Below are 23,049 nucleotides of genomic sequence, written 5' to 3'. Positions count from 1 at the left end.
CCCATGCCGCCGACCATCGATCTCGACGCATACGTCAAGGGCGTGCTGGACGGCTCCCGGGCCTGGATCGCGCGCGCCATCACCCTGGTGGAGTCGTCGCGGCCCGATCACCGGGAGCTCGCCCAGCGGCTCCTGACCGAGCTGCTGCCGCACGCGGGCAGGGCCCGCAGGGTCGGCGTCAGTGGGGTGCCGGGGGTGGGCAAGTCCACCTTCATCGACGCCTTCGGCACCCTGCTCACCGGCCTCGGCCACCGGGTCGCGGTGCTCGCCGTCGACCCGTCGTCCACGCTGACCGGCGGCTCCATCCTGGGCGACAAGACCCGGATGGAGCGGCTGGCGGTGGACCGCTCGGCCTTCGTGCGGCCCTCGCCGTCTGCCGGGACGCTGGGCGGCGTGGCCAAGGCGACCCGCGAGTCCATGATCGTGGTGGAGGCGGCGGGCTACGACGTCGTGCTGGTGGAGACCGTGGGCGTCGGCCAGTCCGAGACCGCGGTCGCGGGCATGGTCGACACCTTCCTGCTGCTGACCCTGGCCCGCACCGGCGACCAGCTCCAGGGCATCAAGAAGGGCGTGCTGGAGCTCGCCGACGTCATCACCGTCAACAAGGCCGACGGCCCGCACGAGCGCGATGCCCGCGCCGCCGCGCGGGAACTGTCCGGTGCCCTGCGGATGATGACCCCGGTGGACGCCGCGTGGACCCCGCCGGTGCTGACCTGCAGCGCCCGCGAGGGGACCGGCCTCGACACCCTCTGGGAGCGGCTGGAGCAGCACCGCACCCTGCTGGAGTCCACGGGCCGGCTGGCGGCCAAGCGGCGTGACCAGCAGATGGAGTGGGCGTGGAGCATGGTCCGCGAGGAACTGCTGGGCCGCCTCCGAGGTCACCCCGAGGTGCGCAGGCTGACCCCGGAGATCGAACGGCAGGTCCGCGACGGCACGCTGACACCCACCCTGGCCGCAGCGCGCATCCTCGACGCCTTCTCGGCCTGAACCGCCGGGCCCGTGCGGGTCAGGCCGCCCGGGCCTGTCCCCGGGGCACGGCGCACCGTCCAGCCGACCACAGCGCCCCGGGCATGTTGCAGTCCGGGCCGACCTGGTGGCGGTCGATGTAGGCGAACAGCCGCCGTGCCTCCGCCATGTGCGCCGCGCACGCGAACGACGCGTGCCCGGGGAGCCATTGGATGTGCCACCGTGCGGGCTCCCCGCACGGCTGCGCCGCGCCGGTCGCGATGCGGCCGCACGGCGTCATGCCGTCGACGGGGATCGGGGTGAGCCGGGGCGTGATGGGATCGGTCATGGGGCAGGCCTCCTCTGCCGCGTGACGCGACGTGACCTGAGCGGGCATGGGGGGATGAGCCGCTTGTGCGTACTCGATGTCGGTATGCCCGGTCGTGGCCGCCTCCGACGCATGTGCGATGGTCAGGAGTTGGTAACCACGACGTCCGGGGGTGTCACCGGCGCCCGCGAGTTGTGGCGTGGCCTTCCCGCAGAACCGCCGGGCCCCCTCCGCCGCGCTCGTGCCGCGACGCGCGGCTCAGCGCGCGTACGCGGTGGGCGGTACGCCCACGGTCGCGGTGAAGTCCCGGACGAGATGCGCCTGGTCGCTGTAGCCGAGTTCCGCGGCCAGGGCGGCCCAGTCGACGGACGTCTCGGATTCCGCGCGTTCCAGGGCCTCGTGGATGCGGTAGCGGAGGATGACCCACTTCGGGCTGACCCCGACGTACGCCGCGAACAGCCGCTGCAGGGAGCGGGCCGACATGCCCTCGGCGCGGGCGAAGTCCTCGACCCGCAGGATGGTCCGGTCGTGGCGGATACGGTCGGCCAGGGCCGTCGCGAGCGCCGCCCGCGGGTCGGGTGCGGGGACGAGCGACAGCAGGAACGCGTCGAGGGCGGCGACACGGGTGTCCTCCTCCTGCGGGCCGAGCACCGCGCCCGGCGCGGACTCGTGACCGGGCAGCGCCTCGTCCAGCGTGACGCGCCGGCCCGTCCAGTGCGACACCGGCACCGCGGGCGCGAACGGCCGGAAGCCGCCCGGCCTGAACTGGATGCCGCAGACGCGTCCGGTGGCCTCCAGCTTCTGCGTGAACAACTCGAGCCCGATGCCCGCGACCTCGCAGAAATCCGGGGTGGTGCCGTGGCGCTGGAAGACGATGTTGACCGAGGGGTGCGGCACGACGTGCGAGGCGTACGGCTCGGTGAGGTCCCAGTCGATCAGCCAGTAGTGCTCCAGGTACGGCCGCAGCTCGGGTGCGGGCGCCCGGCGCCGGAAGCGGACGCGGGCGAAGAGCTCCGCGGCGCCGACGATGCCCCAGGTGTCGCGGCGCGGGCTGTCCGGACCTGCCATACCGGTGATCCTACGGGGCGCCACTGTCGCATTTCTTCAAGTCGCCGGGACCCTCCCGGCCCTAGCGTCGGCCCCATGACGACGAAGACCAGTGAACTGCTCGCCGCGGCCCGTGACCGGGCGCTGCCCCTGGTGCGCGCCCTGCCGGACGAGGCCATGGACGCGCCGACGCCGTGCGCCGAGTACGACGTCCGGAACCTGCTCAACCACCTCTTCCGCGTGGTCGTCGGCTTCCAGGCGCTCGCGGCCCGCGAGGAGGCCGACTTCTCCGTCACCCCGGACCGTCTCACCGCCTACGGCGACGACTGGCGTGTGCGCTTCGAGAAGGAGACGGAACTGCTGGTCGACGCCTGGGCCGCTCGTGCCGTACCGGGCGCCGACGAGGGCGTGGCAGGGTCGATGAACCTGCCCGCGCGCACCGTGGGCGCCATGGCCCTGCTCGACCTGACGGTGCGCGCCTGGGACCTCGCCCGCGCGACCGGGCTGCCGTACACGCCGGACGCGGAGGGGCTGCGGGCGCTGGAGGAACTGGTGGCCGCGATGGGGCCGACCGCCCGGAAGACGGGGGTCTTCGCGGAGCGGGTGCCGGTGCCCGCCGGGGCCTCGGGCTTCGAGGCGCTGCTGGCGGGCACGGGCCGCGACCCGCGCTGGAGCCGCCCGGTCGCGTAGCCGCGTTGCGCGCAACACTTTTGCAACTGGTTGCATAATCGGGTCCGGGTGGTCTACAAAAGTCGCGACGACACCGCGCGCCGCCGCCCGAGGAGACCCCGCGATGAGCCCGAGCCCGTACCCGCACCTGCTGAGCCCGCTCGACCTCGGCTTCACCACCCTGCCGAACCGGGTACTCATGGGCTCGATGCACGTCGGGCTGGAGGAGGCCGAGCGCGGTTTCGAGCGGATGGCCGCTTTCTACGCCGCCCGGGCCCGCGGCGGCGTCGGGCTCATCGTGACGGGCGGCATCGCGCCCAACGACCGGGGCCGGCCCTACCCGGGCGGGGCCCGGATGACCACCGAGGCCGAGGCGGCGCAGCACGCCGTCGTCACCGACGCCGTGCACCGTGCCGGCGGCCGCATCGCCATGCAGATCCTGCACTTCGGCCGGTACGCCTACCACCCCGGCCTGGTCGCCCCCAGCGCGCTGCAGGCACCGATCAGCCCCCACGTGCCGCACGCCCTCAGCGACGAGGAGGTGGAGGGGACCGTCGAGGACTTCGTGCGGGCGGCAGCGCTCGCGCAGCGGGCGGGCTACGACGGCGTCGAGATCATGGGCTCCGAGGGTTATCTGATCAACGAGTTCATCGCCTCCGCCACCAACCACCGCGATGACCGCTGGGGCGGTTCCTACGAGAACCGGACCCGCTTCCCGCTGGAGATCGTCCGCCGCACCCGTGAGCGGGTCGGACCGGACTTCATCATCGTCTACCGGCTGTCCATGCTGGACCTGGTGCCCGGCGGCTCCACCCTGGAGGAGGTCGTAGCCCTCGCCAAGGCGATCGAGGCGGCCGGCGCGACGATCATCAACACCGGCATCGGCTGGCACGAGGCACGCATCCCCACCATCGCCACCTCCGTCCCGCGCGGCGCCTATACCTGGGTGACGAAGAAGCTGATGGGCGCGGTCTCGGTGCCGCTGGTCACGAGCAACCGGATCAACACCCCCGAGCTGGCAGAGCGGTTGCTCGCCGAGGGGGCCGCCGACATGGTGTCGATGGCCCGCCCGATGCTCGCCGACCCGGACTTCGTCACGAAGGCCCGCGAGGACCGCGCGGACGCCATCAACACCTGCATCGGCTGCAACCAGGCATGCCTGGACCACACCTTCAGCGGCAAGCTCACCTCCTGCCTGGTCAACCCCCGGGCCTGCCACGAGACGGAGCTCGTCCTGCTCCCCACCCGGCTGCGCAAGCGCGTCGCCGTCGTCGGCGCCGGGCCCGCCGGGCTCGCCTGCGCCGTCTCGGCGGCCGAACGCGGCCACGCCGTCACCCTCTTCGACGCCGCCGACCGGATCGGCGGGCAGCTGAACATCGCCCGCAAGGTGCCGGGCAAGGAGGAGTTCGACGAGACGCTGCGCTACTTCCGCACCCGGCTCGCCGAGGAGGGGGTGGAGCTGCGCCTGGGCACCCACGTCACGGCGGAGTTCCTGGCGGACCGGGGCTTCGACGAGATCGTGCTGGCCACCGGCGTCACCCCGCGCACGCCGGAGATCCCCGGCGTCGACCACCCCAGCGTGCTGAGCTACCTGGACGTGCTGCGCGACGGTGCCCCGGTCGGCGAGCGCGTCGCCGTCGTCGGCGCGGGCGGCATCGGCTTCGACGTCGCCGAGTTCCTCACCGACGGCGGCGAGGGCGCGAGCCGGGACCCCGAGACGTACTTCCGCCAGTGGGGCGTCGACACCGACTACCGCGGACCCGGCGGCCTGCGGGCGCCCGAGCGGCCGAGGCCGCCGCGCACCGTGCACCTGCTGCAGCGCAGGACCACCAAGGTCGGCGCGGGGCTGGGCAAGACCACCGGCTGGATCCACCGCACCCAGCTCAAGCACCGCGGCGTCACCATGGTCGCGGGCGCCGTCTACGAGCGCATCGACGACGAGGGCCTGCACATCACCGTGGACGGCGAGCGGCGGATTGTGCCCGTAGACACCGTCGTCCTGTGCGCCGGTCAGGAGCCGCGCCGGGAGCTGTACGAGGTGCTGCGCGCGGCCGGGCACTGCGTCCACCTGATCGGCGGCGCCGACGTCGCGGCGGAGCTGGACGCCAAGCGGGCCATCCGCCAGGGCACCGAACTGGCCGCGGCACTGTGACCTCGGCCCCGTGACCTCGGCCCGTCCGTAGGATGCGGGCATGTCGCTGCCGCACGCCATCCTCACCGCTTTGCTGGAGAAGCCGTCGTCGGGACTGGAGCTGGCACGCCGCTTCGACCGCTCCATCGGGTACTTCTGGTCCGCGACGCACCAGCAGATCTACCGCGAGCTGGGCCGGCTGGAGGAGGCGGGCCTGATCCGCGCGCTGCCCGCGGCGCAGCCCGCCCGCGGGCAGCGCAAGGAGTACGAGGTGCTGCCCGCGGGCCGCGCCGAACTCACCGCCTGGGTGGGCACCACCGAGGACCCCAAGCCCGTCCGCGACCCGTTGCTGCTGCGGCTGCGCGCCGCGGCGGTCGTCGGGACCGGCGGGCTTGCCGCCGAGCTGCGCCGTCATCTGGATCTGCACGTACGGCAGTTGGCCGAGTACACCGAGATCGAGCGGCGCGACTTCCCGCCGGGGCGCGGCGCCGAACAGGACCGGCTGCGGCACCTGGTGCTGCGTGCGGGCATCGAGCTGGAGACCTTCTGGTCGCAGTGGCTCGGCGAGGCGGTCGCCGAGGTCGAGGGGATGGGACGGTCCTGACCGGCCGCCTTGGGCCGTGGCCGGCGATGTCGTCGGCCGCGATGCGGCCGAAGGCCATCGTGGGGCCGATGGCCGAGCCCGCCCCGGATCGCGGCCGGTGAGCGCCTTCCTGCTGAAGCGTCCGACGGTGGCGCGCAGGGGCGACGTCGTTGAAGAGGTAGCGGCCCTGCGGTAGTGCTGGTCGGTGATCAGCCATGCGGACGCGCAGGGTCCGCCACGGTGGTCCCGGCGGCGAACGGCAGCCCCGCTCCGGTACCCGCCGCCGAGTCGTGCGGCACCTGGCGGCGGGCTGCTCCGTACGGTCGTCGGCCAAGGCGGACGCGGGCACGGCGGGCCGCCGGCGCAGGAACGACCGGTGCCCGCGGAAGCCGGGACGCGCGCGTCCGTCACCGCGTACGGCGCACGGCCAACAGTGCCACGTCAACGCCGAGGCCGCCGCCGCTCCAGGACCGCAGATCGGCCAGCACCCGGTCGAGCAGGTCGTCCGGGTCTGGTCCTGTCGCCGGTGCGGGACACCCCTGTGTCCATCCTCGCCGCACCGGGCGGGGAACGGAGGGAATGGACGAGGGTGCCCCCGTGTTGAACCGCACGTCCGACGAAAACGAAAACCATTATGGAGCAGAGAGGGCCCCGCATGGCACGCAGTGAGCAGCGCCCGGTGATCACGCTCCGGTCGACCGCCGGCACCGGCACGACCTACGTGACCCGCAAGAACCGGCGCAACGACCCGGACCGCATGGTCCTGAGCAAGTACGACCCCGCCGTCGGCCGTCACGTGACGTTCCGCGAGGAGCGCTGACACCGGCCAAGGCCGCCGTCCCCCGTCCCTTCCGCAGTCTGGAGCACGCCGTGCAGCACACGATCCACCCCGCCTACCGTCCGGTCGTCTTCCGCGACCGCAGCGCGGACCACGCCTTCCTCACCCGCTCCACGATGACCAGCGAGAAGACCGTCGTCTGGGAGGACGGGAACACCTACCCGGTGGTCGACGTGGAGATCTCCTCCGCGAGTCACCCGTTCTACACCGGTAACGCCCGCGTCATGGACACCGCCGGACGCGTCGAGCGTTTCGAGCGCCGGTACGGGACCGGCGCCCGCCGGGGCTGAGCCCCGCCCGCGGCCGCGGTGCCGCTCAGGTCTTGCGGTACGTGTACGCGTCCTGAGCCGCCGCGGCAACGGCGTCCAGGTCGGCGCCCGCGGACGCGGTGACCACCGCGGCCACCGCGCCCTCGGCGAACGGCGCGTCGACCAGCCGGGTGCCGGGCGGCAGCTCGTCCTCGTCTGCCAGCAGCGTCTTCACCGTCAGGACCGCGCTGCCCAGGTCGGCGATGACGGCGACGCCGTCGCCCTCGGCCACCGAGTGCGCGGCGGCGGCGATCTTCGCGGCGTCCGTGCCGAGCCCGCCGTCGGGCGCGCCGCCCGCCGCTGCCACCGGTACACGCGCACCACCGCCGCTGAGGCCGGTCGCCATACGGGCGACCGACTCGGCGACCTCGGCGCTGTGCGACACCAGCACCACCCCGACCGTCATGCCGCGTCCTCCTTTGTGGATCCGGCCAGCACGCCGATCAGGAGCGCCGAGGACGTCGCACCCGGGTCCTGGTGCCCGATGCTGCGTTCCCCCAGGTAGCTCGCCCGCCCCTTGCGGGCCTGCATCGGCACGGTCGCCAGCGCGCCCTCGTCGGCGGCGATCGCGGCCGCCGACAGCGCCTCCGTGAGTCCGGCGCCCTTGTCCAGGGCGAAGGTCAGCGCCTCCACCGCCGGCGCCAGCGCGTCCAGCATCGTCTTGTCGCCCTGCGCCGCGCCGCCCAGCTGCGCCACGCCGTCGACCCCCTCCCGCAGCGCCTGCGCGAACTGCTCCGGCGCCACTCGGTGGGCGTCGCCCAGGGCCTTGCCCGCCTTGCGCAGCAGCGTGCCGTACAACGGTCCCGAGGCCCCGCCGACCGTACTGATCAGCTGCCGCCCGACCAGCACCAGCACGCCGCCGGGGGTGTCCGGCGGCTCCTTCTCCACCGCGGTGCGCGCCGCGATGAAACCGCGCCGCATGTTCGCGCCGTGGTCGGCGTCCCCGATGGGGGAGTCCAGCTCCGTGAGCCGGTCCGCCTCGCGCTCGATCACCGAGGCCGCGGCGGTGAGCCAACGGCGGAGGAAGGCCGTGTCGATCGCCTGGCCCGCTCCGGTGGACGATGCCTCGCTCATCTCTCCCGCTCTCCTCAACCTCGCTCAGGCGCCCCAGCGCAGGCCCGGCGTGCTCACCGGCGCGTCCCACAGCCGCAGCAGTTCCTCGTCCACCTGGCACAGGGACACCGACGCACCCGCCATGTCCAGCGACGTCACGTAGTTGCCGACCAGTGTGCGGGCCACTGTCACGCCGCGCGCCCCGAGCACGCGGTGCACCTCGGCGTTGAACCCGTACAGCTCCAGCAGCGGCGTCCCGCCCATGCCGTTCACCAGCAACAGCACCGGACCGTCCGGGCGCAGGTCGTCCAGGACGGCGTCGACGGCGACCTCCGCGATCTCGCCCGAGGTCATCATCGCCCGCCGCTCACGGCCCGGCTCGCCGTGGATGCCGATGCCCAGCTCCAGTTCCCCCGCCGGCAGGTCGAAGGTGGGCGCTCCCTTGGCCGGGGTGCTGACCGCGGTCAGTGCCACGCCGAAGCTGCGCGAGAGCTCGTTCACGCGCCGCGCGACCGCCTCGACGCGCTCCAGCGGCGCCCCCTCGTCGGCCAGCGCGCCCGCGATCTTCTCCACGAAGAGCGTGGCGCCGGTGCCGCGACGTCCCGCCGTGTAGAGGCTGTCGGTCACGGCGACGTCGTCGTTGACGACGACCTTGGCGACCATGATCCCCTCGTCCTCGGCCAGCTCGGCGGCCATGTCGAAGTTCAGCACGTCACCGGTGTAGTTCTTCACGATGAACAGCACCCCGGCCCCGCTGTCCACCGCCGCCGCGGCCCGCACCATCTGGTCCGGGACGGGGGAGGTGAACACCTCGCCCGGGCACGCGGCGTCGAGCATCCCCCTTCCCACGAACCCGCCGTGCAGCGGTTCGTGCCCGGACCCGCCGCCGGAGACCAGTCCGACCTTCCCCGGCACCGGCGCGTCCCGGCGCACGATCAACCGGTTCTCCACGTCCACGATCAGCTCGGGATGCGCGGCCGCGAACCCCCGCAGCGCGTCGGCCACCACGGTCTCCGGGACATTGATCAGCATCTTCATCGAACGGCTCCGTCCAAAGGCTGGGTCTGGCGGTGCTGCGCTGTCACATCAGCCTACAAATCCGCCGCGCCGTGGGCAGTCCCGATGACGTCACGAGTCTCGTGTGCACCGTGCACTGGGCTGTCGCGGCCCGCCCCGTCCGGGACGAGCGGGGCGTACCGGCGGACGAGCCGTGCCTCGGCGCGGTCGAGGTAGGACGCCAGCAGCGACTCGGCCGTCGCCGGGTCGGCCGCCTCCAGGGCGGAGAGGATCGCCCGGTTGCCGCCCAGACAAGGCTCGTGGAACTCCCGCGGGTCCTTCCATCGCGTGGAAGGCCAGGCGCAGCTCCGCGAGCACGCCCGTCATGAGCCCGGTCAGCCGGGCGCTGCCCGCAAGGTCGACCAGCGCCTGGTGGAAGTGGATGTCGGCCGCGCCGGGCTCGCGCCACCGCTGCCCGGCGGCGGCCCGCTCGCCCTCCGCCACGGCGTCCCCGGCCGCGGTCAGGTCGTACGGCGGGGCCCCGAGGCCGCGGATCACGGAGCACTCACCAGGCGCCGCACCCGGTGGATGTCGATGACGTCCCCGGCCGTCAGCACCCGGACGAAGACCCCGCGGTCGAGCTCGTGCACCAGCAGCTTCTCGTGCGTCAGCAGCCGGAACGCCTCACGGAGGGTGTTGCGGGACACCCCCAGCGCCCCGGCGACGACGTCCTCGGCGAGCTTGCCGCCCGGAGGCAGGTCGCCCTCGGAGATCCGGCCGCGCAGTACGGCGGCGACCCGGTCGGCGGTGCTGGAACGCGCCGGCAGCACGCGGTCGCCCGCGAGGACCGCCGGATCCACCTCGGCTGCCATCGTCGGCGCCCCTCTCGCTCCGAGCCGGGCCGCGGGCTCGCGGCGCGGGCTCGGTCAAACGGAGAGCGGGGGACAGGACAACAGGACCCTTGTCGGATTGTTGAACGGGAATCTACGGTGATCGGGCGCCGGGACCCGCTCGCCACCGGCACGCCGGACACCGGAGCTCGCGTCGCCCGACCGGACGCGGCCCTTTTCGAGGAGCTCGCCGTACCGATGACAGACCTCGTGATCGACCTCAACGCGGACCTGGGGGAGGGCTACGGGCGGTGGGTCCTCACCGATGACGAGGCTCTGCTGTCCGTGGTGACCAGCGCCAACGTCGCCTGCGGCTTCCACGCGGGAGACCCCGGCATCATGCGCCGGGTGTGCGACACCGCGGCCCGGCGCGGGGTGCGCATCGGCGCCCAGGTCTCCTACCGCGACCTGGCGGGCTTCGGCCGCCGGGCGATGGAGGTGCCCGCCGACGAACTGGCCGACGAGATCACCTACCAGATCGGCGCGCTGGAGGTCTTCGCCCGCGCCGCCGGCGCGCAGGTGGCGTACGTGAAACCGCACGGGGCCCTCTACAACAAGGTCGTCGTCGACGACGAGCAGGCCGCCGCCGTCGCCGCGGGCGCCCGGCGGGCCGATCCGGGACTGCCGGTGCTCTGCCTGCCGGGCTCGGCCATGGAGCGCGCCGCCCTGCGGGCCGGGCTGGACGTGGTGGGGGAGGCCTTCGCCGACCGCGCCTACACCGCCGCCGGCACGCTCGTCCCGCGCGGCACCTCGGGCGCCCTCATCGCCGATCCCCACGAGGTCACCCGGCAGGCGGTCGCCCTCGCCCGCGACGGCGTCACCACCGCCGTGACCGGCGAACCGGTCACGGTACGGGCGCGGTCGCTGTGCCTGCACGGCGACTCCCCGGACGCCGTGGCCACGGCCCTGCGGGTGCGGGCCGCGCTCCAGGACGCGGGCGTGCGGCTGGAGGCGTTCGCATGAGGGTCCTCACGGTCGGTGAGGACGCGCTCCTGATCGACCTGGCCACCCCCGAGGAGGCGCGGTCCTGGCACGCCGAGCTCCTGCGCCGCCGCGCCGGGGGCAGCCTCGGGCCGGTGCGCGAGATCGTCCCCGGCGAGCGGACCGTGCTGCTGTACGGGGTGCCGGACGCCGCCGCGCTCCGCACCGAGCTGCGCGACTGGTCCGTCACGGCCCGGGCCGCCGGGAGCGGGCCCCTCGTGGAGATCCCCGTGCGCTACGACGGGCCCGACCTCGCGGTGGTGGCCGAACGGTGGGGGGTGGCCGAGCAGGACGTGGCCGGGGTGCACAGCGGCGCCGAACACCGCGTCGCCTTCTGCGGGTTCGCCCCGGGCTTCGCCTACCTGACCGGCCTCGGCGAAGGGTACGGCGTGCCGCGCCGGGCCGAGCCGCGCACCTCGGTGCCGGCCGGCTCGGTCGCCGTCGCGGGCCACTACACCGGGATCTACCCGAGGAGTTCCCCGGGCGGCTGGCAACTGATCGGCACCACCTCCGTCCGCCTGTGGGACCTGGAACGCGAACCGGCCGCGCTGCTCGCGCCCGGCACCCGGGTGCGCTTCGTCCCCACGCCCGCGGGGGGCGGCGCATGAGCGGCGGCGGACTGCGGGTCGTCAGGGCCGGTGCGCTGACCACCGTCCAGGACCTCGGGCGGTACGGCCACGCCGCCCTCGGCGTGGCTCGCTCCGGTGCCCTGGACCGGACGGCCCACCGGCTGGCCAACCGCCTGGTGGGTAACGCCGACGGCGCCGCGACCCTGGAGACCACCCTGACCGGGGTGACCGTGCGGGTCACCCGCCCGGCCGTCGCCGCGGTCACCGGGGCCCCGGCACCGGTCCTGCTGGACGGCCGTCCCGCACCCTGGGGCAGCGCCGTGCGGCTGCCGGCCGGGGCGGTGCTGGAGGTCGGGCCCGCGACGCGGGGCGTGCGCAGTTACCTCGCGGTCGGCGGCGGCTTCGCCGTGCCCGCGGTGCTCGGCAGCCGCTCCACCGACCTGCTGTCCGGGCTGGGGCCCGCGCCGCTCAGGGACGGCGACGTGCTGCCGCTGGGCCCGGCGCCCGGGCTCCCCGTCCACGCCGACCTGGCTCCGCACGCCGGCCCGCCGCGGGAACTGGTGCTGCCGCTGCGGCTCGGGCCGCGCGACGACTGGTTCACGGCCGCCGCCCTGCGGACCCTCGCAGCGGGCCGCTTCCATGTGTCGGACCGCAGCAACCGCATCGCGCTGCGCACCACGGGGCCCACGCTGGAGCGCGCCGTCCACCGGGAACTGCCGAGCGAGGGCATGGTCGTGGGCGCCGTCCAAGTGCCGCCCGACGGCAGACCGGTGGTCTTCCTCGCCGATTCGCCCACCACCGGTGGCTACCCGGTCGTCGGCGTCGTCCCCGAGCGCGATCTGGCCGCGGCCGCGCAGGCCGTCCCGGGGCTCCCGGTGCGCTTCGTGCCCCAACGCTGAGGCCGGTCACGGCCCTTCCGGATTTACGTAACGCGTTCCACTATCCAGGTTCCGGTGGTCGCGGGTCCGCCTTCCCAGCAGGACGTCGATCCCAGCCCCCGCCGACCCGGACCTCCGCGCCCGCCCTCCACGGCAGGTCCGGGATCTCCACCACGTCCCGGCCGGCCATCGCCGCCGTACCCCCCTCGCCGGGTGCGAAGCCCCAGGGTGTCATCCCGGAACGGATCACATGGCCGGGAACCCGGGAGTACGATGTAGGCAGCGGTGGTCCCTCGTGACCGCCGCGCGGCGGTGGGGCCCGCCGTACCCGAACCGCGGTGAGGATGCCGCCAACGGTCCCTACTTGTGACTGAACGCGCCCGCAGCAGGGTGCCTCACGAGTAGGAGACCCATGACCTCACCAGCCCCCCTCCCCGCGATGACCGAGCCCGCCTCCCCCGACGTCGACCCGCAACCGCAGCCTCCCATGCCGCGATCCCCGCGGGTACGGGAACAGGCGCCCGTCGTAGCGGTGGTCGCGGTCGGCGGCGCGCTGGGGGCGTGCGGGCGCTACGGCGCGGGCCTGTTGTGGCCCACCGCGCCGGGCGCCTTCCCGTGGACCACGCTGGGCGTCAACGCGCTCGGCTGCGCCGTGATCGGCGTGTTCATGGTGGTCATCACCGAGGCGTGGTCCGCCCACCGGCTCGTGCGCCCCTTCTTCGGCACCGGCGTGCTCGGGGGCTTCACCACCTTCTCCACGTACGCCGTCGACATCCACGGCCTGGTCCAGGGCGGCCACGCCGGGGCCGGCCTGGCCTACCTCGCCGTCACACCGCTCATCGCGCTGGCCGCGGTGTGGGGCGCGGCGCACATGGCCCGCCGCCTGATCGCACGGAGGCAGACATGACACGGCTGCACGGCACCGCGCTGCGGCTGACGATCCTGATCGGGGACAACGACACCTGGCACCACAAGCCGCTGTGCTCCGAGATCACCCGCCGCGCCCACGAGGCAGGCCTGGCCGGGGCCAGCGTCTTCCACGGGGTCGAGGGCTTCGGTGCCTCCTCGCTCATCCACACCACCCGGCTGCTCTCGCTGACCGACAACCTTCCGGTGGCCGTCGTCATCGTCGACCACGAGGAGCGCATCCGCGCGTTCCTGCCGCAGCTCGACGAACTGGTCACCGAGGGGCTGGTCACCCTCGACGAGGTCGAGGTCATCCGCTACGTGGGACGGGGGAACCCCGGGTGAACTGGCTGCTCGTCATCGCCGGGGCCATGGTGGGGGCGCCGATGCGCTACCTCACGGACCGCGCCGTCCAGGCCCGGCACGACACCGTGTTCCCCTGGGGTACGTTCACCGTCAACGTGGTCGGCTGCGTCGTCCTGGGGCTGCTGTCCGGGGCGGTCACCTACGGCGCGGCCTCCCACTCGGTGCAGCTCCTGATCGGCACGGGTTTCTGCGGGGCGCTCACCACCTACTCGACCTTCTCCTACGAGACCCTGCGGCTGGCGGAGACCGGGGCGCGGTTCTTCGCCGTCGCGAACGTCGTCGCCAGCGTGGTCGCCGGGATGGGCGCGGCCTTCACCGGGGCCGCCGTGGCCCAGGCGATCTGGGCGTGAACCGCGTCCGGCAGCGGAAAGCCGCCGAACAGGACGTTCCGGGCAGTCCGCCTAAAATGAGAGGAGTCCACACTCCGGCCTGTCGCCCGGAGCGGAGGCGGGTGTGTTCCCCGCCGGCAAGCGCCTTGCGCGGCCGTGTGCCGGGCGACGCGGCTCCCACCGCGGGAGGGCACCATGTCCCTGGCTCAGCGTCCCGGCACCCGGATCCAGACGGCGGGCCACACCCAGACCCCACCGGCCGACGTCCGCGACTCGCTGTTCACGGCGCCCCTGCTGCTCATCGGCGGATGGCTGTTCGCCGCCGGATGGGCGCTGGCGTACCCCGACACGCCCATCGGCAACAACGTGCGGATCGTCGACCTCGTCTTCTCGACCATCGTCCTGCTCAACGCGATCGCGCGCGTGGCCCGGACCCGGGGGCCCGGTAGCGACGTCATCACCATCGTGTGCGGTGCCTGCCTGGTCGCCTCGCCGTTCGTCTTCGGCTACTTCGACGACCCGGGGGCCGGTCTCGCGCCCCTCAACCAGATCGTCACGGGTGCGAGCCTGATCGTCCTCGGCGCGGTCAGCCTGGCCCTGATCGAGCGACGGCACCCCCGCCCGCCGGGTGAGGCCGCGCCCGCTCGCTGACGCGCCGGCGCGAGAGGGCCGCGCGGGGCAGACCCGGCGCCCCGCGCGGCCCTATGCTCGGCGCTGCGGGCGCCGGGCCGGAGGCCGCCGTCCCGGCTCCGGACGGGCCGACCGTGGCGCACGGCGACAGGAGGCTGCGATGCGCGACGCCGACCCCGGGCTCTTCGGGCCCGCCTCGGTCACCTGGCAGATGCACGGCGACCCCATGATGTGGATCGCCGGCGTACGGGCGCTGTACCTGCAGGCGCTGCACCCCCGCGCGGTGCGCGGCGTCACGCAGAACTCGGACTTCCGTCACGACGCGTGGGGCCGTCTGCTGCGCACCGCGGACTTCGTCGGCACCATCACCTACGGCACCACACTGGAGGCCGAACGGGCCGGGGCCAAGGTACGCGGCATCCACCGTCGGCTGTCCGTGACCGACCCGGACAGCGGCGAGCGCGTCCCCGTCGACGACCCCGATCTGCTGCTGTGGGTGCACTGCGCGGAGATCGACTCCTACCTGACGGTCGCACGGGGCTCCGGCTTCCCCCTGTCCGACGCGCAGGCCGACGCCTACGTCGCCGAACAGCGCGAGGCCGCGCGGCTGGTGGGCCTGGACCCCGCGGAGGTCCCCGACGACACCGAGTCGCTCGCCGCCTACTTCGAGAAGGTGCGGCCCGAGCTGGCCGCCACCCCCGAGGCCCAGGAGGTCCTCGCCTTCCTGCAGGAACCGCCCGTGCCCCGGGCGCTGCTGCCCCTGCGGTCCGCCGTGTGGGGCCGGGCCGCCGCACTGGCCTACGCCGCGCTGCCGCCCTTCGCCCACGAGTTGTACGGGCGGCCCGCCCCGGCCGTCCCCGTCACGGGGCGACGGCTGCGCGGCACAGGCCTGCTGCTGCGCACGATCCCCTGCTTCGTGCGCTGGCAGCTGCCCCCCGGGCACATCCTCAAGGCGGTCGGACGTCTCGGCCCCGGCACGCACCCGTCCGCCTACCGGCTGCGCGAACAGGCGCGTTCCCGCGGTTGACGGCGGGCCCCGGCGGGTCCCCAAGCGCACCCTCCGCGGCCATACTGGGTGCGGGGAGAGGCGGACGACCGGGGGCGGCGCATGACGGCGGGTCAGCACGACGGGGGAAGACTGCTGCGCGAGCGCTACCGGCTGCGGGAGCGCATCGGGCGCGGCGGCATGGGCGAGGTCTGGAAGGCGCTGGACGAGGCACTGGGCCGGGAGGTCGCGGTCAAGTGCCTGAAGCCGACGAGCCCTTCGCTGGACCCGTCCGTCCACCGGGTGCTGCGGGAGCGGTTCCGCCGGGAGGCACGCGTCGCGGCGTCGCTCCAGCACCGCGGCATCACCGTCGTCCACGACTTCGGCGAGAGCGAGGGCGTGCTCTTCCTCGTCATGGAGCTGCTCGACGGCCGCAACCTGCGGCAGCTGCTCGGTGACAACGAGGGCCGCCCGCTGCCCCTCCCCGACGTCACCGACGTCGCGGGGCAGATCGCGGCCGCCCTCGCGTACACCCATGTGCGGGGCATCGTGCACCGCGACCTGAAGCCGGCGAACGTCATGCGGCTCGCCGACGGCGACGTGAAGATCTGCGACTTCGGCATCGCCCGCCTCGGCCACGACATCGGCTTCACCTCGCGGCTGACCGGCACCGGGGTCGCCATGGGCAGCCCGCACTACATGTCGCCGGAGCAGATCGGCGGCGAGGACGGGATCGACCACCGCAGCGACCTGTACTCGCTCGGCTGCGTGCTCTACGAGATCGCCACCGGCGCCCCGCCCTTCGACCTCGACGACACCTGGGCGGTCCTCGTCGGCCACCGCGACACCCCGCCCCGGCCGCCGCGCGAGCACCGGCCCGACCTGCCGGGTGAACTGGAGCAGCTCGTCCTCGACCTGCTCGCCAAGAGCCCGGAGGACCGCCCGCAGAGCGCCGCCGACGTGGCCGGCCGGCTCAAGACGCTCCGGGACGGCGGGCACGGCGGCGTCCGCCCCGAGCCCGGTCTGCCCTCCTGGGCACGCCGTCTGGAGCTGCAGTCCGGGGCGCCCAGCGCGCACGGAGCCGGGGCCCTGGCGAGCCGGCACACCGCGGCCGTCGGACTCGCCCGGCTGGGCCGCTGGTCCGAGGCCGAGCGGTCGCACCGCGCCGTCGCCGAGGAGCGCGAGCGGCTGCTCGGCGCGACCCATCCCGACACCCTCACCAGCCGCTACGAACTCGCCCTGTGCCTCAGCCGCGGCGGCCGCCACGCGGAGGCGCTGCGCGCGTACGAGGAGGTGGCCGCGGCCCGGGCGCGGGCCCTGGGCGCCGACCATCCCGGCACGCTCGCCGCCCGCCAGGAGGCCGCCTACGTCCTGGGCCGGCTCGGCCGCCACAAGGAGGCCCGCCAGGGGTACGCCGCGGTGCTCGCCGTCCGCGAACGGCGGCAGGGCACCGACCACCCCGACACCCTGCACTGCCGGCACAACCTCGCTGTCACGCTCGGGCGGCTCGGCCGTACGCAGGAGGCGTACACCTTGGCAGCCCAGGTCGCGGACTCCCGTACCCGCGTCCTGGGCCCCGCCCACACCGACACGCTCGGCACGCGCTGCGAGGTCGGCCACCTGCTCGGGCTCCTCGACCGCTGGCCGGAGGCCCGCGCCACCTACGCCCACGTCGCCGCGACCCGGGCGGGACTGCTGGGCGCCGACCACCCGGACACCCTCGCCGCCCGCCACGAACTGGGGATCTGCCTGGGGCGGATGGGGCTCGGCGCCGAGGCCCACGAGCTCTACACCGACCTCGTCGCCCTCCGCACCCGCGTTTCAGGCCCCGCCCACCCCGACACCCTCCGCGCCCGGCACGGCCTCGGGGTGAACCTCGGGCGCCTGGGCCACTGGCGGGACGCCCTCGCCGAGGCCCGCGACGTCGCGGCGGTCCGCACCCGCGTGCTCGGCGCGGAGCACCCGGACACGCTCGTCAGCCGCCGCGAGATCGCCGTCGCCCTGGGCTGGCTGGGCGACTGGCGCGAGGCCCTGATTCTCCACGAGGCCGTGGCGGAGGCCCGCGGCCGGGTCCTGGGCCCGGATCACCCGGACACGGTGGCGAGCGGTGAGGACTGTGCGCGCTGCCGTGCGCGGCTGGGCCTGCGCGACCGACCCGGTTAAGGGGTGGCCGAGCGGTGCGACGAGCACGTCGGCTCCGTGACCGCACGGGGAGGGCCACGCACCGCCCGTGTGACGGCGGGTCCGCCCCGCCGGGGCGCCGCGCGGGGCGGCGGCGCCTACTGTGGAGGCGAGGCGAGGGAGGCACATCCGATGACCCGACCCGTCACCGTGGGCCTGGACGGCTCGCCGGAGAGCCGCGCCGCCATGTACTGGGCGGCGGGGGAGGCGCTGCGGCGATCGGTGCAGCTGCGCCTGGTGCACGCCGGGGGACACCCGTACGGCGACGCGATGGTGCGCGACGCCGCACAGGAGCTCGCCGAGCGCCACCCCGACCTGCCCGTGACGACCGACGTGGCCGACGGCCCGCCGGCGGAGCTGCTGGTCGCGGAGGCGGGGCGCAGCGAACTGCTGGCGCTGGGCTCACAGGGGCTGAGTGGGCTCAGCGGCTTTCTCCTCGGTGCGGTCGGGCAGATGACGCTGGCCCGCGCGGAAGGCCCCGTCGTGGTCGTCCGCTCCGGTCAGGAGGAGGCCGACGACGACCGGCGGCCCGTGGTGCTCGGCTTCAGCCTGCGGAAGGGGGCCGAGGAGGTGATCGCCTTCGCGGTGGAGGACGCGCGGCGGCGCGAGGCGCGGCTTCGGGTCGTCCACGCGTGGTCGTACCCGCCGACCTACGGCTACGTCCCCGCAGCCATGGACCCCACGTGCGGCGCGGAGATCTTCGCGGCGGAGCGGCACGCGGTGCAGGCCGCCCTGCTGCCGTGGCGGGAGACGGCGCCCGGGGTGGAGATCACGGTGGAGGTCGCCGCGGGCAACGCCGCGCAGCCTCTGGTGGACGCGGCGGCCGGGGCCTCGCTGCTGGTCGTCGGCCGGTGCCGGAACCGGCACGGCGGCGTCGGTCCGCACCTGGGCCCCGTGGCGGCCGCGGTGCTGCACCACGCGGCCTGCCCGGTGGCCGTCGTCCCGCACTGAAAAGCGCTGACGGCCGGGGCCCGACCGGGACGGCCGTCGCCCGGACGAGTGACATCCGCCGCCGGCGGGTAGCGTCGCCCGCGTGAGCGATCTCCGCACCCTGCACGTGAACGGCATCCGGATGGCCTACCGCACCTGGGGCGAACCGGACGCGCCGCCGCTCGTCCTGCTCCACGGACGCGGCTCGGACGGCGCCGACTGGCAACCGGTCGCGCCCGCGCTGGCCGCGACCCACCGGGTGTACGCCCCCGACCTGCGCGGCCACGGGGCCAGCGACTGGCCGGGCGAGTACGCCTTCGAGGCCATGCGGGACGACGTCGTGGCGTTCCTGGACACCCTCGGCCCGGAACCGGTGTCGTTGGCCGGGCATTCGATGGGCGCGGTCGTCGCCTACCTGGTGGCGGCGGAGCGGTCGCGCCGGCTGACCGCCCTCGTCCTGGAGGAGCCCGTGCCGCCGGACCCCGAGGTGCCGCCGCGGGTCGTGCCGTCCGGCCCCGAGGGCGACGAGCCCTGCGACTGGCGGGTCATCGCGGCCGTCAACCGCTGGCGCAACGCCCCCGACCCCGGCTGGTGGGACCTGCTGGCGACGATCGACTGCCCCACCCTCGTCCTCGCCGGCGGAGCGGGCAGCCACATCCCGCAGGACGGGATCGCGGCCGTCGCGGCCCGGGTGCCGGGGGCGCGGCTGGTGACCCTGGAGGCGGGGCACCTGGTCCACCAGGAGCGCCCGGCGGACTTCCTCGCCGAGGTCAGGGCGTTCCTTCCGGCGTCCCACCCCTGACCGGCAGCCCGGCCCGCTGCCACGCCTGGAAACCGCCCTCCAGATCGGTGGCCCGGGTCAGGCCGACGTCCAGCAGCGAGGCGGCGGCCAGGCTGGAGGTGTAGCCCTCGGAGCACGCCACGATCCAGCGCACGCCCGGACCGGTGGCCTCGGGGACGCGAGCGTCGCTCAGCGGGTCCAGCCGCCATTCGAGGACGTTGCGCTCGATCACCATCGCGTCCGGGAACTCGCCCTCCAGAGCCCGCTGCGCCGCCGGGCGGATGTCGACCAGCAGCGCCTCACCTGCGGCGATCTCGGCCGCCGCGTCCTCGGGCCCGACCCGTTGCAGGCGGGCCCGGGCGCGGTAGAGCAGCCGGTCGATGCCGGACCTGACGGTGGTGGACGGATTCATCGGACGGCCTCCGGAGCGGTCGTGGACACGGACGCGGTCACGGACAGGGCGCGTGACAGGGCGCGTGACAGGGGGACGGCGCGGGCACCGCGGGGGGCTCCGGCTCGTCCGTCAGCACGGTACGCGTGCGGCGCGGGGAGCGCGCGTCGCCGACCGCGTAATGGGACAGCGCCTTGGGGGTGGCGAGTACGTGTGCACGCTCACCGCGGGCGTGGCGGCCGCGCCGCCGCCTGCGGCGAGTTCACGGGTCGCGACGCGGTCGTGGCCCCGGTCGGTGAGCGTACCGCCGACGACGGTCAGGGCACCGAGCGAACCCGCGTGGTCGTGCAGCTCCGTGGAGGTGCCGCGCGGCCAGGTGATCAGCCAGACGCCCACACAGGGGTCCTGGTGCAGGCGTGTGCCGGCGGCGGTCGGGCAGGTGGACGGCCGAGGTGGACGCGGGCTCGACGGCGGCGTAGCCGCGGACCAGTGCGCGCGGTTGGGGGAGGACGAGCGGGGTGGGGCCGCTCGCCGGGTCGTGCAGGGCCATGGGAGCAGCCCCGGCGACAGCCCCGGGCGAAGTGCTGCGCACGGCGTCCCGGCCACAGGGGGCCCGGGTTCCAGAGGTGCAGGCGCATGCCGCCACGAAAGCACAGGCCCCGCCGTTCCGTAGCGGTCACGGCCGTCACATGGGTCACACATGAGCGGCGATGATCCGCGCGCACTCCATCGACTCGGTGTGTGTCGTGTCCACTTCGATGTCGTAGACGACGCCCTGGTGAACCGCCTCAGCCTGCGCCGCGGCCATGCCCGCCATCCGGTCGCCCCGGGCGGTCTCCCGGCCGGCCGCCACCTCGGGCGCACAGCGGACGCCGACCCAGAGCACCTGAAGGCCGTCCAGGGCCCGCCGCCAGCGCTCCTGCGAGGCGGGACCGCCGAGGAACACCTCGTCGACGACCACCCGGGCACCGGCCCGCGCCATGGCGGCGATGCCGGCCGCCCAGGCCTCGTCCAGGGCCCGGAAGGCTTCGCCGACCGACACGCCGCCGTCGGCACCGAAGCCGATGCCCGCGCCGGACCCGGAGCCGCGCAGCCCGGCGGGGAGACCGTCGACGAGCGTGTCCGTGCCGAACGTCAGCCACGTCTCCGGCAGCAGCACCGCCTGCAGGCACCGCGCGATGCCCGACTTGCCAGAGCTTGAGCCGCCGTTGAGTACGATCACCTGGTGGTCCATCGCGCCAGGCTAGGCGGCCGTCCCGCCGGTCCGCGAGTCAATTGCCGCCCGGTGCGCGGCGGGCGAAGCGCCTGAGCCGTCGTTCTTCCACGGGCAGCAGGCGCGGGTCCGCCAGGCGGGCCGTGATCGCCTCGGCCATGCGCGGGGCGGGGTCCGCAGCGCAGGCGCGCAGGAAGCCGGCGAGGAACACCCGCAGTCCGGCGCTCCGCGCCCGGCTCAGGACGACGCCGCGCAGGATGGCGACGGTGAGCGCGGCGTCGATGGCAGGGTCGCCGGCCGCCGCGTTGCTCCAGTCGATCAGCACCGGGCCGTCCGGGGTGAGGATCACGTTCTCCGGGTGCAGGTCCAGGTGGAGGACGCGATCGGAGCCGGGACCCCCACCGGCGTAGCGGCGCGGGAGCCAGCCCGGTGCCGGGACGGCGTGCACGGAGGCCTGCAGCGCCGCCAGCAGACCGCCGTGGGCGTACGCCCGCCAGGGCCTGCGGGCCAGGTCCTGGGCCATCGTGGGACCCGTGAGGCGGTCCATGACGAGGTCAGCGCCGGTCACGTCGTGTACCCGCGGCACGGCGACCCCGAGGCCGGCCAGATGGGCCATCAGCCGCGCCTCCTCTCCGGCGGCACGCCCGTGCCGGTAGCGGCGCAGGACCCGCACGCCGTCGAGGGCGTAGACGTCGGCCTCGCGACCCGCGCCGATCAGCTCCACAGCGCCTTCGCCAGCTCCGCGGCCGGCGCCACGGTCCCGAAGCGCGGGAGGGAGAGCGTCACGGCGGCCTCGTGCTCCGCGCCGCTGAGAGCGGTCATCGCGTCCTCGGCGAAGTGGAGTTCGTACCCGTGGTCGGAGGCAGCGCGGGCCGTGGACTCGACGCCCATGTTCGTCGCGATGCCGGCGATCACGAGGGTGTCGACGCCGCGCGACCGCAACTCCCCGTCCAGGCCAGTGCCGTGGAAGGCGCCGACGGCCCGCTTGACGATCACCAGGTCGCCCTCCCGTTCCAGGCCCGCGACCAGTTCGCTCCCCGGCGGCTGCTCGTCGACCCCGGGGCGCTCCACGCGCACCAGCACGACCGGCGCCCCCGCCTCGCGGAAGACCGTCGCGAGTCCGAGCGAGGCCAGAACGACCTCTTCACCGGAGCGCGGGGCCAACGGCAGCTCCACGATGCGTTCCATCAGGTCGATCACTACAAGTGCGGTGCGCTGGGCGTCCAGATGCGTCATGGGCACACCCTAAGTACCAGGGCCGCCGGTGCGCAGGGCCGTTCGTCGATCGTGTGCCGGACCGCGCTCATCCAGCGGGTGGAAGCAGTTCGACGCCCTCGCCCGCCCTGCCGTCCCGCTCCACCGCGACCACGCGAACGCGTTCACCGGGCCGCACGGCCACCAGGGGGAACTGCGACGCCAAGGGCACGTTGAAGCCGGCCCCCTGGTACGAGCCGATGGGGTTGGAGAACCTCGGCTTCGCCCAGGAGGGCGAGGGCTGGAAGCTCACCGGGTCCGGGGTGACGGAGCTCGACGGCGACCTGCCCATCAGCCCTTCGGGTGGTGTGCCGTCCAGCGACCCGATCGGTTCCTCGGGGATGATCCGCTTCGCCGAGGCCGCGTACGGTGGGGGTTCGCAGTCCTTTCCACGCGGGTGGTCGGATCGAGGCACCCCGGAGAGTGAAGCGGGCATGAACCGGTGCCGGGCCCGGGCAGGTTCTTCCATGACCTGTCCGGGCCCCTGCACGGTCGCTAGGCTGGCCCGGACGACGGAGTCGGGAGGAGAACGGACGTGGCCGAGAGCACGATCGGATCGCCGTTGGCCAACGGGAAGAAGCCGCAGCTTGATCTGGCCAACGCGACATGGCAGTCGAGCAGCCAGGGCACGGGAGACGTCCAGATTGCCTTCGTCGAGGGCTACATCGCCATGAGGGACGGCCGGAACCCCGAGGGGCCCTCGCTGGTCTTCACCCCGGCGGAATGGCGGGCCTTCGTCCTCGGGGCCCGCGACGGCGAGTTCGACCTCACCTGAGGGAAGACCACGGGCACGCCCGGCGGCCCGCCCCCGTCCGCGACGGAGGGCCGCCGGCGGACCCACCGGGCGTGACGCGGCCGCCTCGGCCG

28 protein-coding genes and 2 pseudogenes are annotated in these 23,049 nt (G+C 74.5%); 19 read left to right on the top strand and 11 right to left on the bottom strand.

Going from position 1 to position 23,049, the window contains the following annotated elements:
* Positions 1-3: 3 nt before the first annotated feature.
* A complete protein-coding gene (meaB, locus tag AC3EUJ_RS22530) occupies positions 4-987 on the top strand; it encodes a methylmalonyl Co-A mutase-associated GTPase MeaB (protein WP_431964095.1) in 984 nt (327 codons plus the stop codon).
* Between the two features lie 19 nt (positions 988-1,006).
* On the opposite strand, the gene AC3EUJ_RS22525 is transcribed toward meaB, so the two are convergent.
* The gene (locus AC3EUJ_RS22525) at positions 1,007-1,294 is read right to left on the bottom strand and encodes a hypothetical protein (protein WP_431964093.1); all 288 of its coding nucleotides are present in this window, start codon (positions 1,292-1,294) and stop codon (positions 1,007-1,009) included.
* Between the two features lie 237 nt (positions 1,295-1,531).
* Positions 1,532-2,341 carry a DUF6597 domain-containing transcriptional factor gene (locus AC3EUJ_RS22520; RefSeq protein ID WP_431964091.1) on the bottom strand — a complete coding sequence of 270 codons (810 nt, stop codon included), beginning with the start codon at positions 2,339-2,341 and terminating at the stop codon, positions 1,532-1,534.
* Between the two features lie 75 nt (positions 2,342-2,416).
* On the opposite strand from AC3EUJ_RS22520, the gene AC3EUJ_RS22515 reads away from it, so the two are divergent.
* From AC3EUJ_RS22515 to AC3EUJ_RS22495, 5 genes are all read left to right on the top strand, one after another.
* On the top strand, positions 2,417-3,010 hold the full coding sequence (locus AC3EUJ_RS22515; RefSeq protein WP_431964089.1) for a TIGR03086 family metal-binding protein: 594 nt from the start codon (positions 2,417-2,419) through the stop codon (positions 3,008-3,010).
* A 103-nt stretch (positions 3,011-3,113) separates the two neighbouring features.
* Entirely contained in the window at positions 3,114-5,141 is a 2,028-nt protein-coding gene (locus AC3EUJ_RS22510; protein WP_431964087.1) for an FAD-dependent oxidoreductase, read from the top strand.
* Positions 5,142-5,181: 40 nt separating this feature from the next.
* Positions 5,182-5,724, top strand: a complete 543-nt coding sequence (locus AC3EUJ_RS22505) for a PadR family transcriptional regulator (RefSeq protein ID WP_431964085.1) — start codon at positions 5,182-5,184, stop codon at positions 5,722-5,724.
* 634 nt (positions 5,725-6,358) lie between these two features.
* Positions 6,359-6,523 (top strand): 50S ribosomal protein L33, encoded by a 165-nt coding sequence (gene rpmG, locus AC3EUJ_RS22500; RefSeq protein ID WP_431964083.1) that lies wholly within the window; start codon positions 6,359-6,361, stop codon positions 6,521-6,523.
* A gap of 50 nt (positions 6,524-6,573) precedes the next feature.
* On the top strand, positions 6,574-6,831 hold the full coding sequence (locus AC3EUJ_RS22495) for a type B 50S ribosomal protein L31 (RefSeq protein WP_431964081.1): 258 nt from the start codon (positions 6,574-6,576) through the stop codon (positions 6,829-6,831).
* 25 nt (positions 6,832-6,856) lie between these two features.
* Here the strand turns inward: AC3EUJ_RS22495 and AC3EUJ_RS22490 are convergent, their stop codons facing one another.
* The 4 genes and pseudogenes from AC3EUJ_RS22490 to AC3EUJ_RS22475 form a co-directional block, all read right to left on the bottom strand.
* Complete coding sequence (locus AC3EUJ_RS22490) at positions 6,857-7,255, bottom strand: PTS sugar transporter subunit IIA domain-containing protein (RefSeq protein ID WP_431964079.1); 399 nt, start codon at positions 7,253-7,255, stop codon at positions 6,857-6,859.
* Entirely contained in the window at positions 7,252-7,923 is a 672-nt protein-coding gene (dhaL, locus tag AC3EUJ_RS22485; RefSeq protein WP_431964077.1) for a dihydroxyacetone kinase subunit DhaL, read from the bottom strand. Before dhaL ends, AC3EUJ_RS22490 begins: the two co-directional genes overlap by 4 nt.
* A gap of 24 nt (positions 7,924-7,947) precedes the next feature.
* Complete coding sequence (dhaK, locus tag AC3EUJ_RS22480) at positions 7,948-8,940, bottom strand: dihydroxyacetone kinase subunit DhaK (RefSeq protein ID WP_431964075.1); 993 nt, start codon at positions 8,938-8,940, stop codon at positions 7,948-7,950.
* Positions 8,941-8,993: 53 nt separating this feature from the next.
* Positions 8,994-9,770, bottom strand: a pseudogene (locus tag AC3EUJ_RS22475) (GntR family transcriptional regulator).
* 216 nt (positions 9,771-9,986) lie between these two features.
* On the opposite strand from AC3EUJ_RS22475, the gene AC3EUJ_RS22470 reads away from it, so the two are divergent.
* The 11 genes from AC3EUJ_RS22470 to AC3EUJ_RS22420 all read left to right on the top strand — a co-directional run bounded on the left by AC3EUJ_RS22470 (position 9,987) and on the right by AC3EUJ_RS22420 (position 19,345).
* Entirely contained in the window at positions 9,987-10,751 is a 765-nt protein-coding gene (locus tag AC3EUJ_RS22470; protein ID WP_431964073.1) for a LamB/YcsF family protein, read from the top strand.
* Positions 10,748-11,377, top strand: coding sequence for a 5-oxoprolinase subunit B family protein (locus AC3EUJ_RS22465; protein WP_431964071.1), 630 nt, complete (start codon positions 10,748-10,750; stop codon positions 11,375-11,377). Before AC3EUJ_RS22470 ends, AC3EUJ_RS22465 begins: the two co-directional genes overlap by 4 nt.
* A complete protein-coding gene (locus AC3EUJ_RS22460; protein ID WP_431964069.1) occupies positions 11,374-12,237 on the top strand; it encodes a 5-oxoprolinase subunit C family protein in 864 nt (287 codons plus the stop codon). Before AC3EUJ_RS22465 ends, AC3EUJ_RS22460 begins: the two co-directional genes overlap by 4 nt.
* 391 nt (positions 12,238-12,628) lie before the next feature.
* Positions 12,629-13,123, top strand: a complete 495-nt coding sequence (locus AC3EUJ_RS22455; RefSeq protein WP_431964067.1) for a fluoride efflux transporter FluC — start codon at positions 12,629-12,631, stop codon at positions 13,121-13,123.
* Positions 13,120-13,467, top strand: coding sequence for a DUF190 domain-containing protein (locus AC3EUJ_RS22450; protein WP_431964065.1), 348 nt, complete (start codon positions 13,120-13,122; stop codon positions 13,465-13,467). The genes AC3EUJ_RS22455 and AC3EUJ_RS22450 overlap by 4 nt, the downstream gene beginning before the upstream one ends.
* Positions 13,464-13,838: a fluoride efflux transporter CrcB gene (gene crcB, locus AC3EUJ_RS22445; RefSeq protein WP_431964063.1), complete on the top strand. Its 375-nt coding sequence runs from the start codon at positions 13,464-13,466 to the stop codon at positions 13,836-13,838. The genes AC3EUJ_RS22450 and crcB overlap by 4 nt, the downstream gene beginning before the upstream one ends.
* Before the next feature lie 174 nt (positions 13,839-14,012).
* Entirely contained in the window at positions 14,013-14,468 is a 456-nt protein-coding gene (locus AC3EUJ_RS22440) for an SPW repeat domain-containing protein (protein ID WP_431964061.1), read from the top strand.
* A gap of 139 nt (positions 14,469-14,607) precedes the next feature.
* Positions 14,608-15,474, top strand: coding sequence for an oxygenase MpaB family protein (locus tag AC3EUJ_RS22435; protein WP_431964059.1), 867 nt, complete (start codon positions 14,608-14,610; stop codon positions 15,472-15,474).
* An 81-nt stretch (positions 15,475-15,555) separates the two neighbouring features.
* Positions 15,556-17,595 carry a serine/threonine-protein kinase gene (locus AC3EUJ_RS22430; protein ID WP_431964057.1) on the top strand — a complete coding sequence of 680 codons (2,040 nt, stop codon included), beginning with the start codon at positions 15,556-15,558 and terminating at the stop codon, positions 17,593-17,595.
* A 150-nt stretch (positions 17,596-17,745) separates the two neighbouring features.
* Positions 17,746-18,564 (top strand): universal stress protein, encoded by an 819-nt coding sequence (locus AC3EUJ_RS22425; protein ID WP_431964055.1) that lies wholly within the window; start codon positions 17,746-17,748, stop codon positions 18,562-18,564.
* Positions 18,565-18,646: 82 nt separating this feature from the next.
* Positions 18,647-19,345, top strand: a complete 699-nt coding sequence (locus tag AC3EUJ_RS22420) for an alpha/beta fold hydrolase (RefSeq protein ID WP_431964054.1) — start codon at positions 18,647-18,649, stop codon at positions 19,343-19,345.
* Here AC3EUJ_RS22420 and AC3EUJ_RS22415 read toward each other — a convergent pair.
* From AC3EUJ_RS22415 to AC3EUJ_RS22395, 5 genes are all read right to left on the bottom strand, one after another.
* Positions 19,314-19,736 (bottom strand): rhodanese-like domain-containing protein, encoded by a 423-nt coding sequence (locus tag AC3EUJ_RS22415; protein ID WP_431964052.1) that lies wholly within the window; start codon positions 19,734-19,736, stop codon positions 19,314-19,316. The two genes, AC3EUJ_RS22420 and AC3EUJ_RS22415, sit on opposite strands and share 32 nt — an antisense overlap.
* 111 nt (positions 19,737-19,847) lie before the next feature.
* Positions 19,848-20,111, bottom strand: a complete 264-nt coding sequence (locus tag AC3EUJ_RS22410) for a cupin domain-containing protein (RefSeq protein WP_431964050.1) — start codon at positions 20,109-20,111, stop codon at positions 19,848-19,850.
* A 298-nt stretch (positions 20,112-20,409) separates the two neighbouring features.
* A complete protein-coding gene (cpt, locus tag AC3EUJ_RS22405; protein ID WP_431964048.1) occupies positions 20,410-20,949 on the bottom strand; it encodes a chloramphenicol phosphotransferase CPT in 540 nt (179 codons plus the stop codon).
* A 37-nt stretch (positions 20,950-20,986) separates the two neighbouring features.
* The gene (locus AC3EUJ_RS22400) at positions 20,987-21,652 is read right to left on the bottom strand and encodes a phosphotransferase (protein ID WP_431964046.1); all 666 of its coding nucleotides are present in this window, start codon (positions 21,650-21,652) and stop codon (positions 20,987-20,989) included.
* Positions 21,643-22,164 (bottom strand): isochorismatase family protein, encoded by a 522-nt coding sequence (locus AC3EUJ_RS22395; protein WP_431964044.1) that lies wholly within the window; start codon positions 22,162-22,164, stop codon positions 21,643-21,645. The genes AC3EUJ_RS22400 and AC3EUJ_RS22395 overlap by 10 nt, the downstream gene beginning before the upstream one ends.
* A 140-nt stretch (positions 22,165-22,304) precedes the next feature.
* Here AC3EUJ_RS22395 and AC3EUJ_RS22390 point away from each other — a divergent pair.
* Together AC3EUJ_RS22390 and AC3EUJ_RS22385 are read left to right on the top strand one after the other, a co-directional pair.
* Positions 22,305-22,571, top strand: a pseudogene (locus tag AC3EUJ_RS22390) (thiolase C-terminal domain-containing protein); the annotation flags it as partial.
* A gap of 146 nt (positions 22,572-22,717) precedes the next feature.
* Entirely contained in the window at positions 22,718-22,957 is a 240-nt protein-coding gene (locus AC3EUJ_RS22385) for a DUF397 domain-containing protein (RefSeq protein WP_431964042.1), read from the top strand.
* Positions 22,958-23,049: the final 92 nt, after the last annotated feature.

This window comes from Actinacidiphila sp. bgisy160 (genome assembly GCF_057707815.1).
This window is presented reverse-complemented; position numbering and strand designations above follow the sequence as displayed.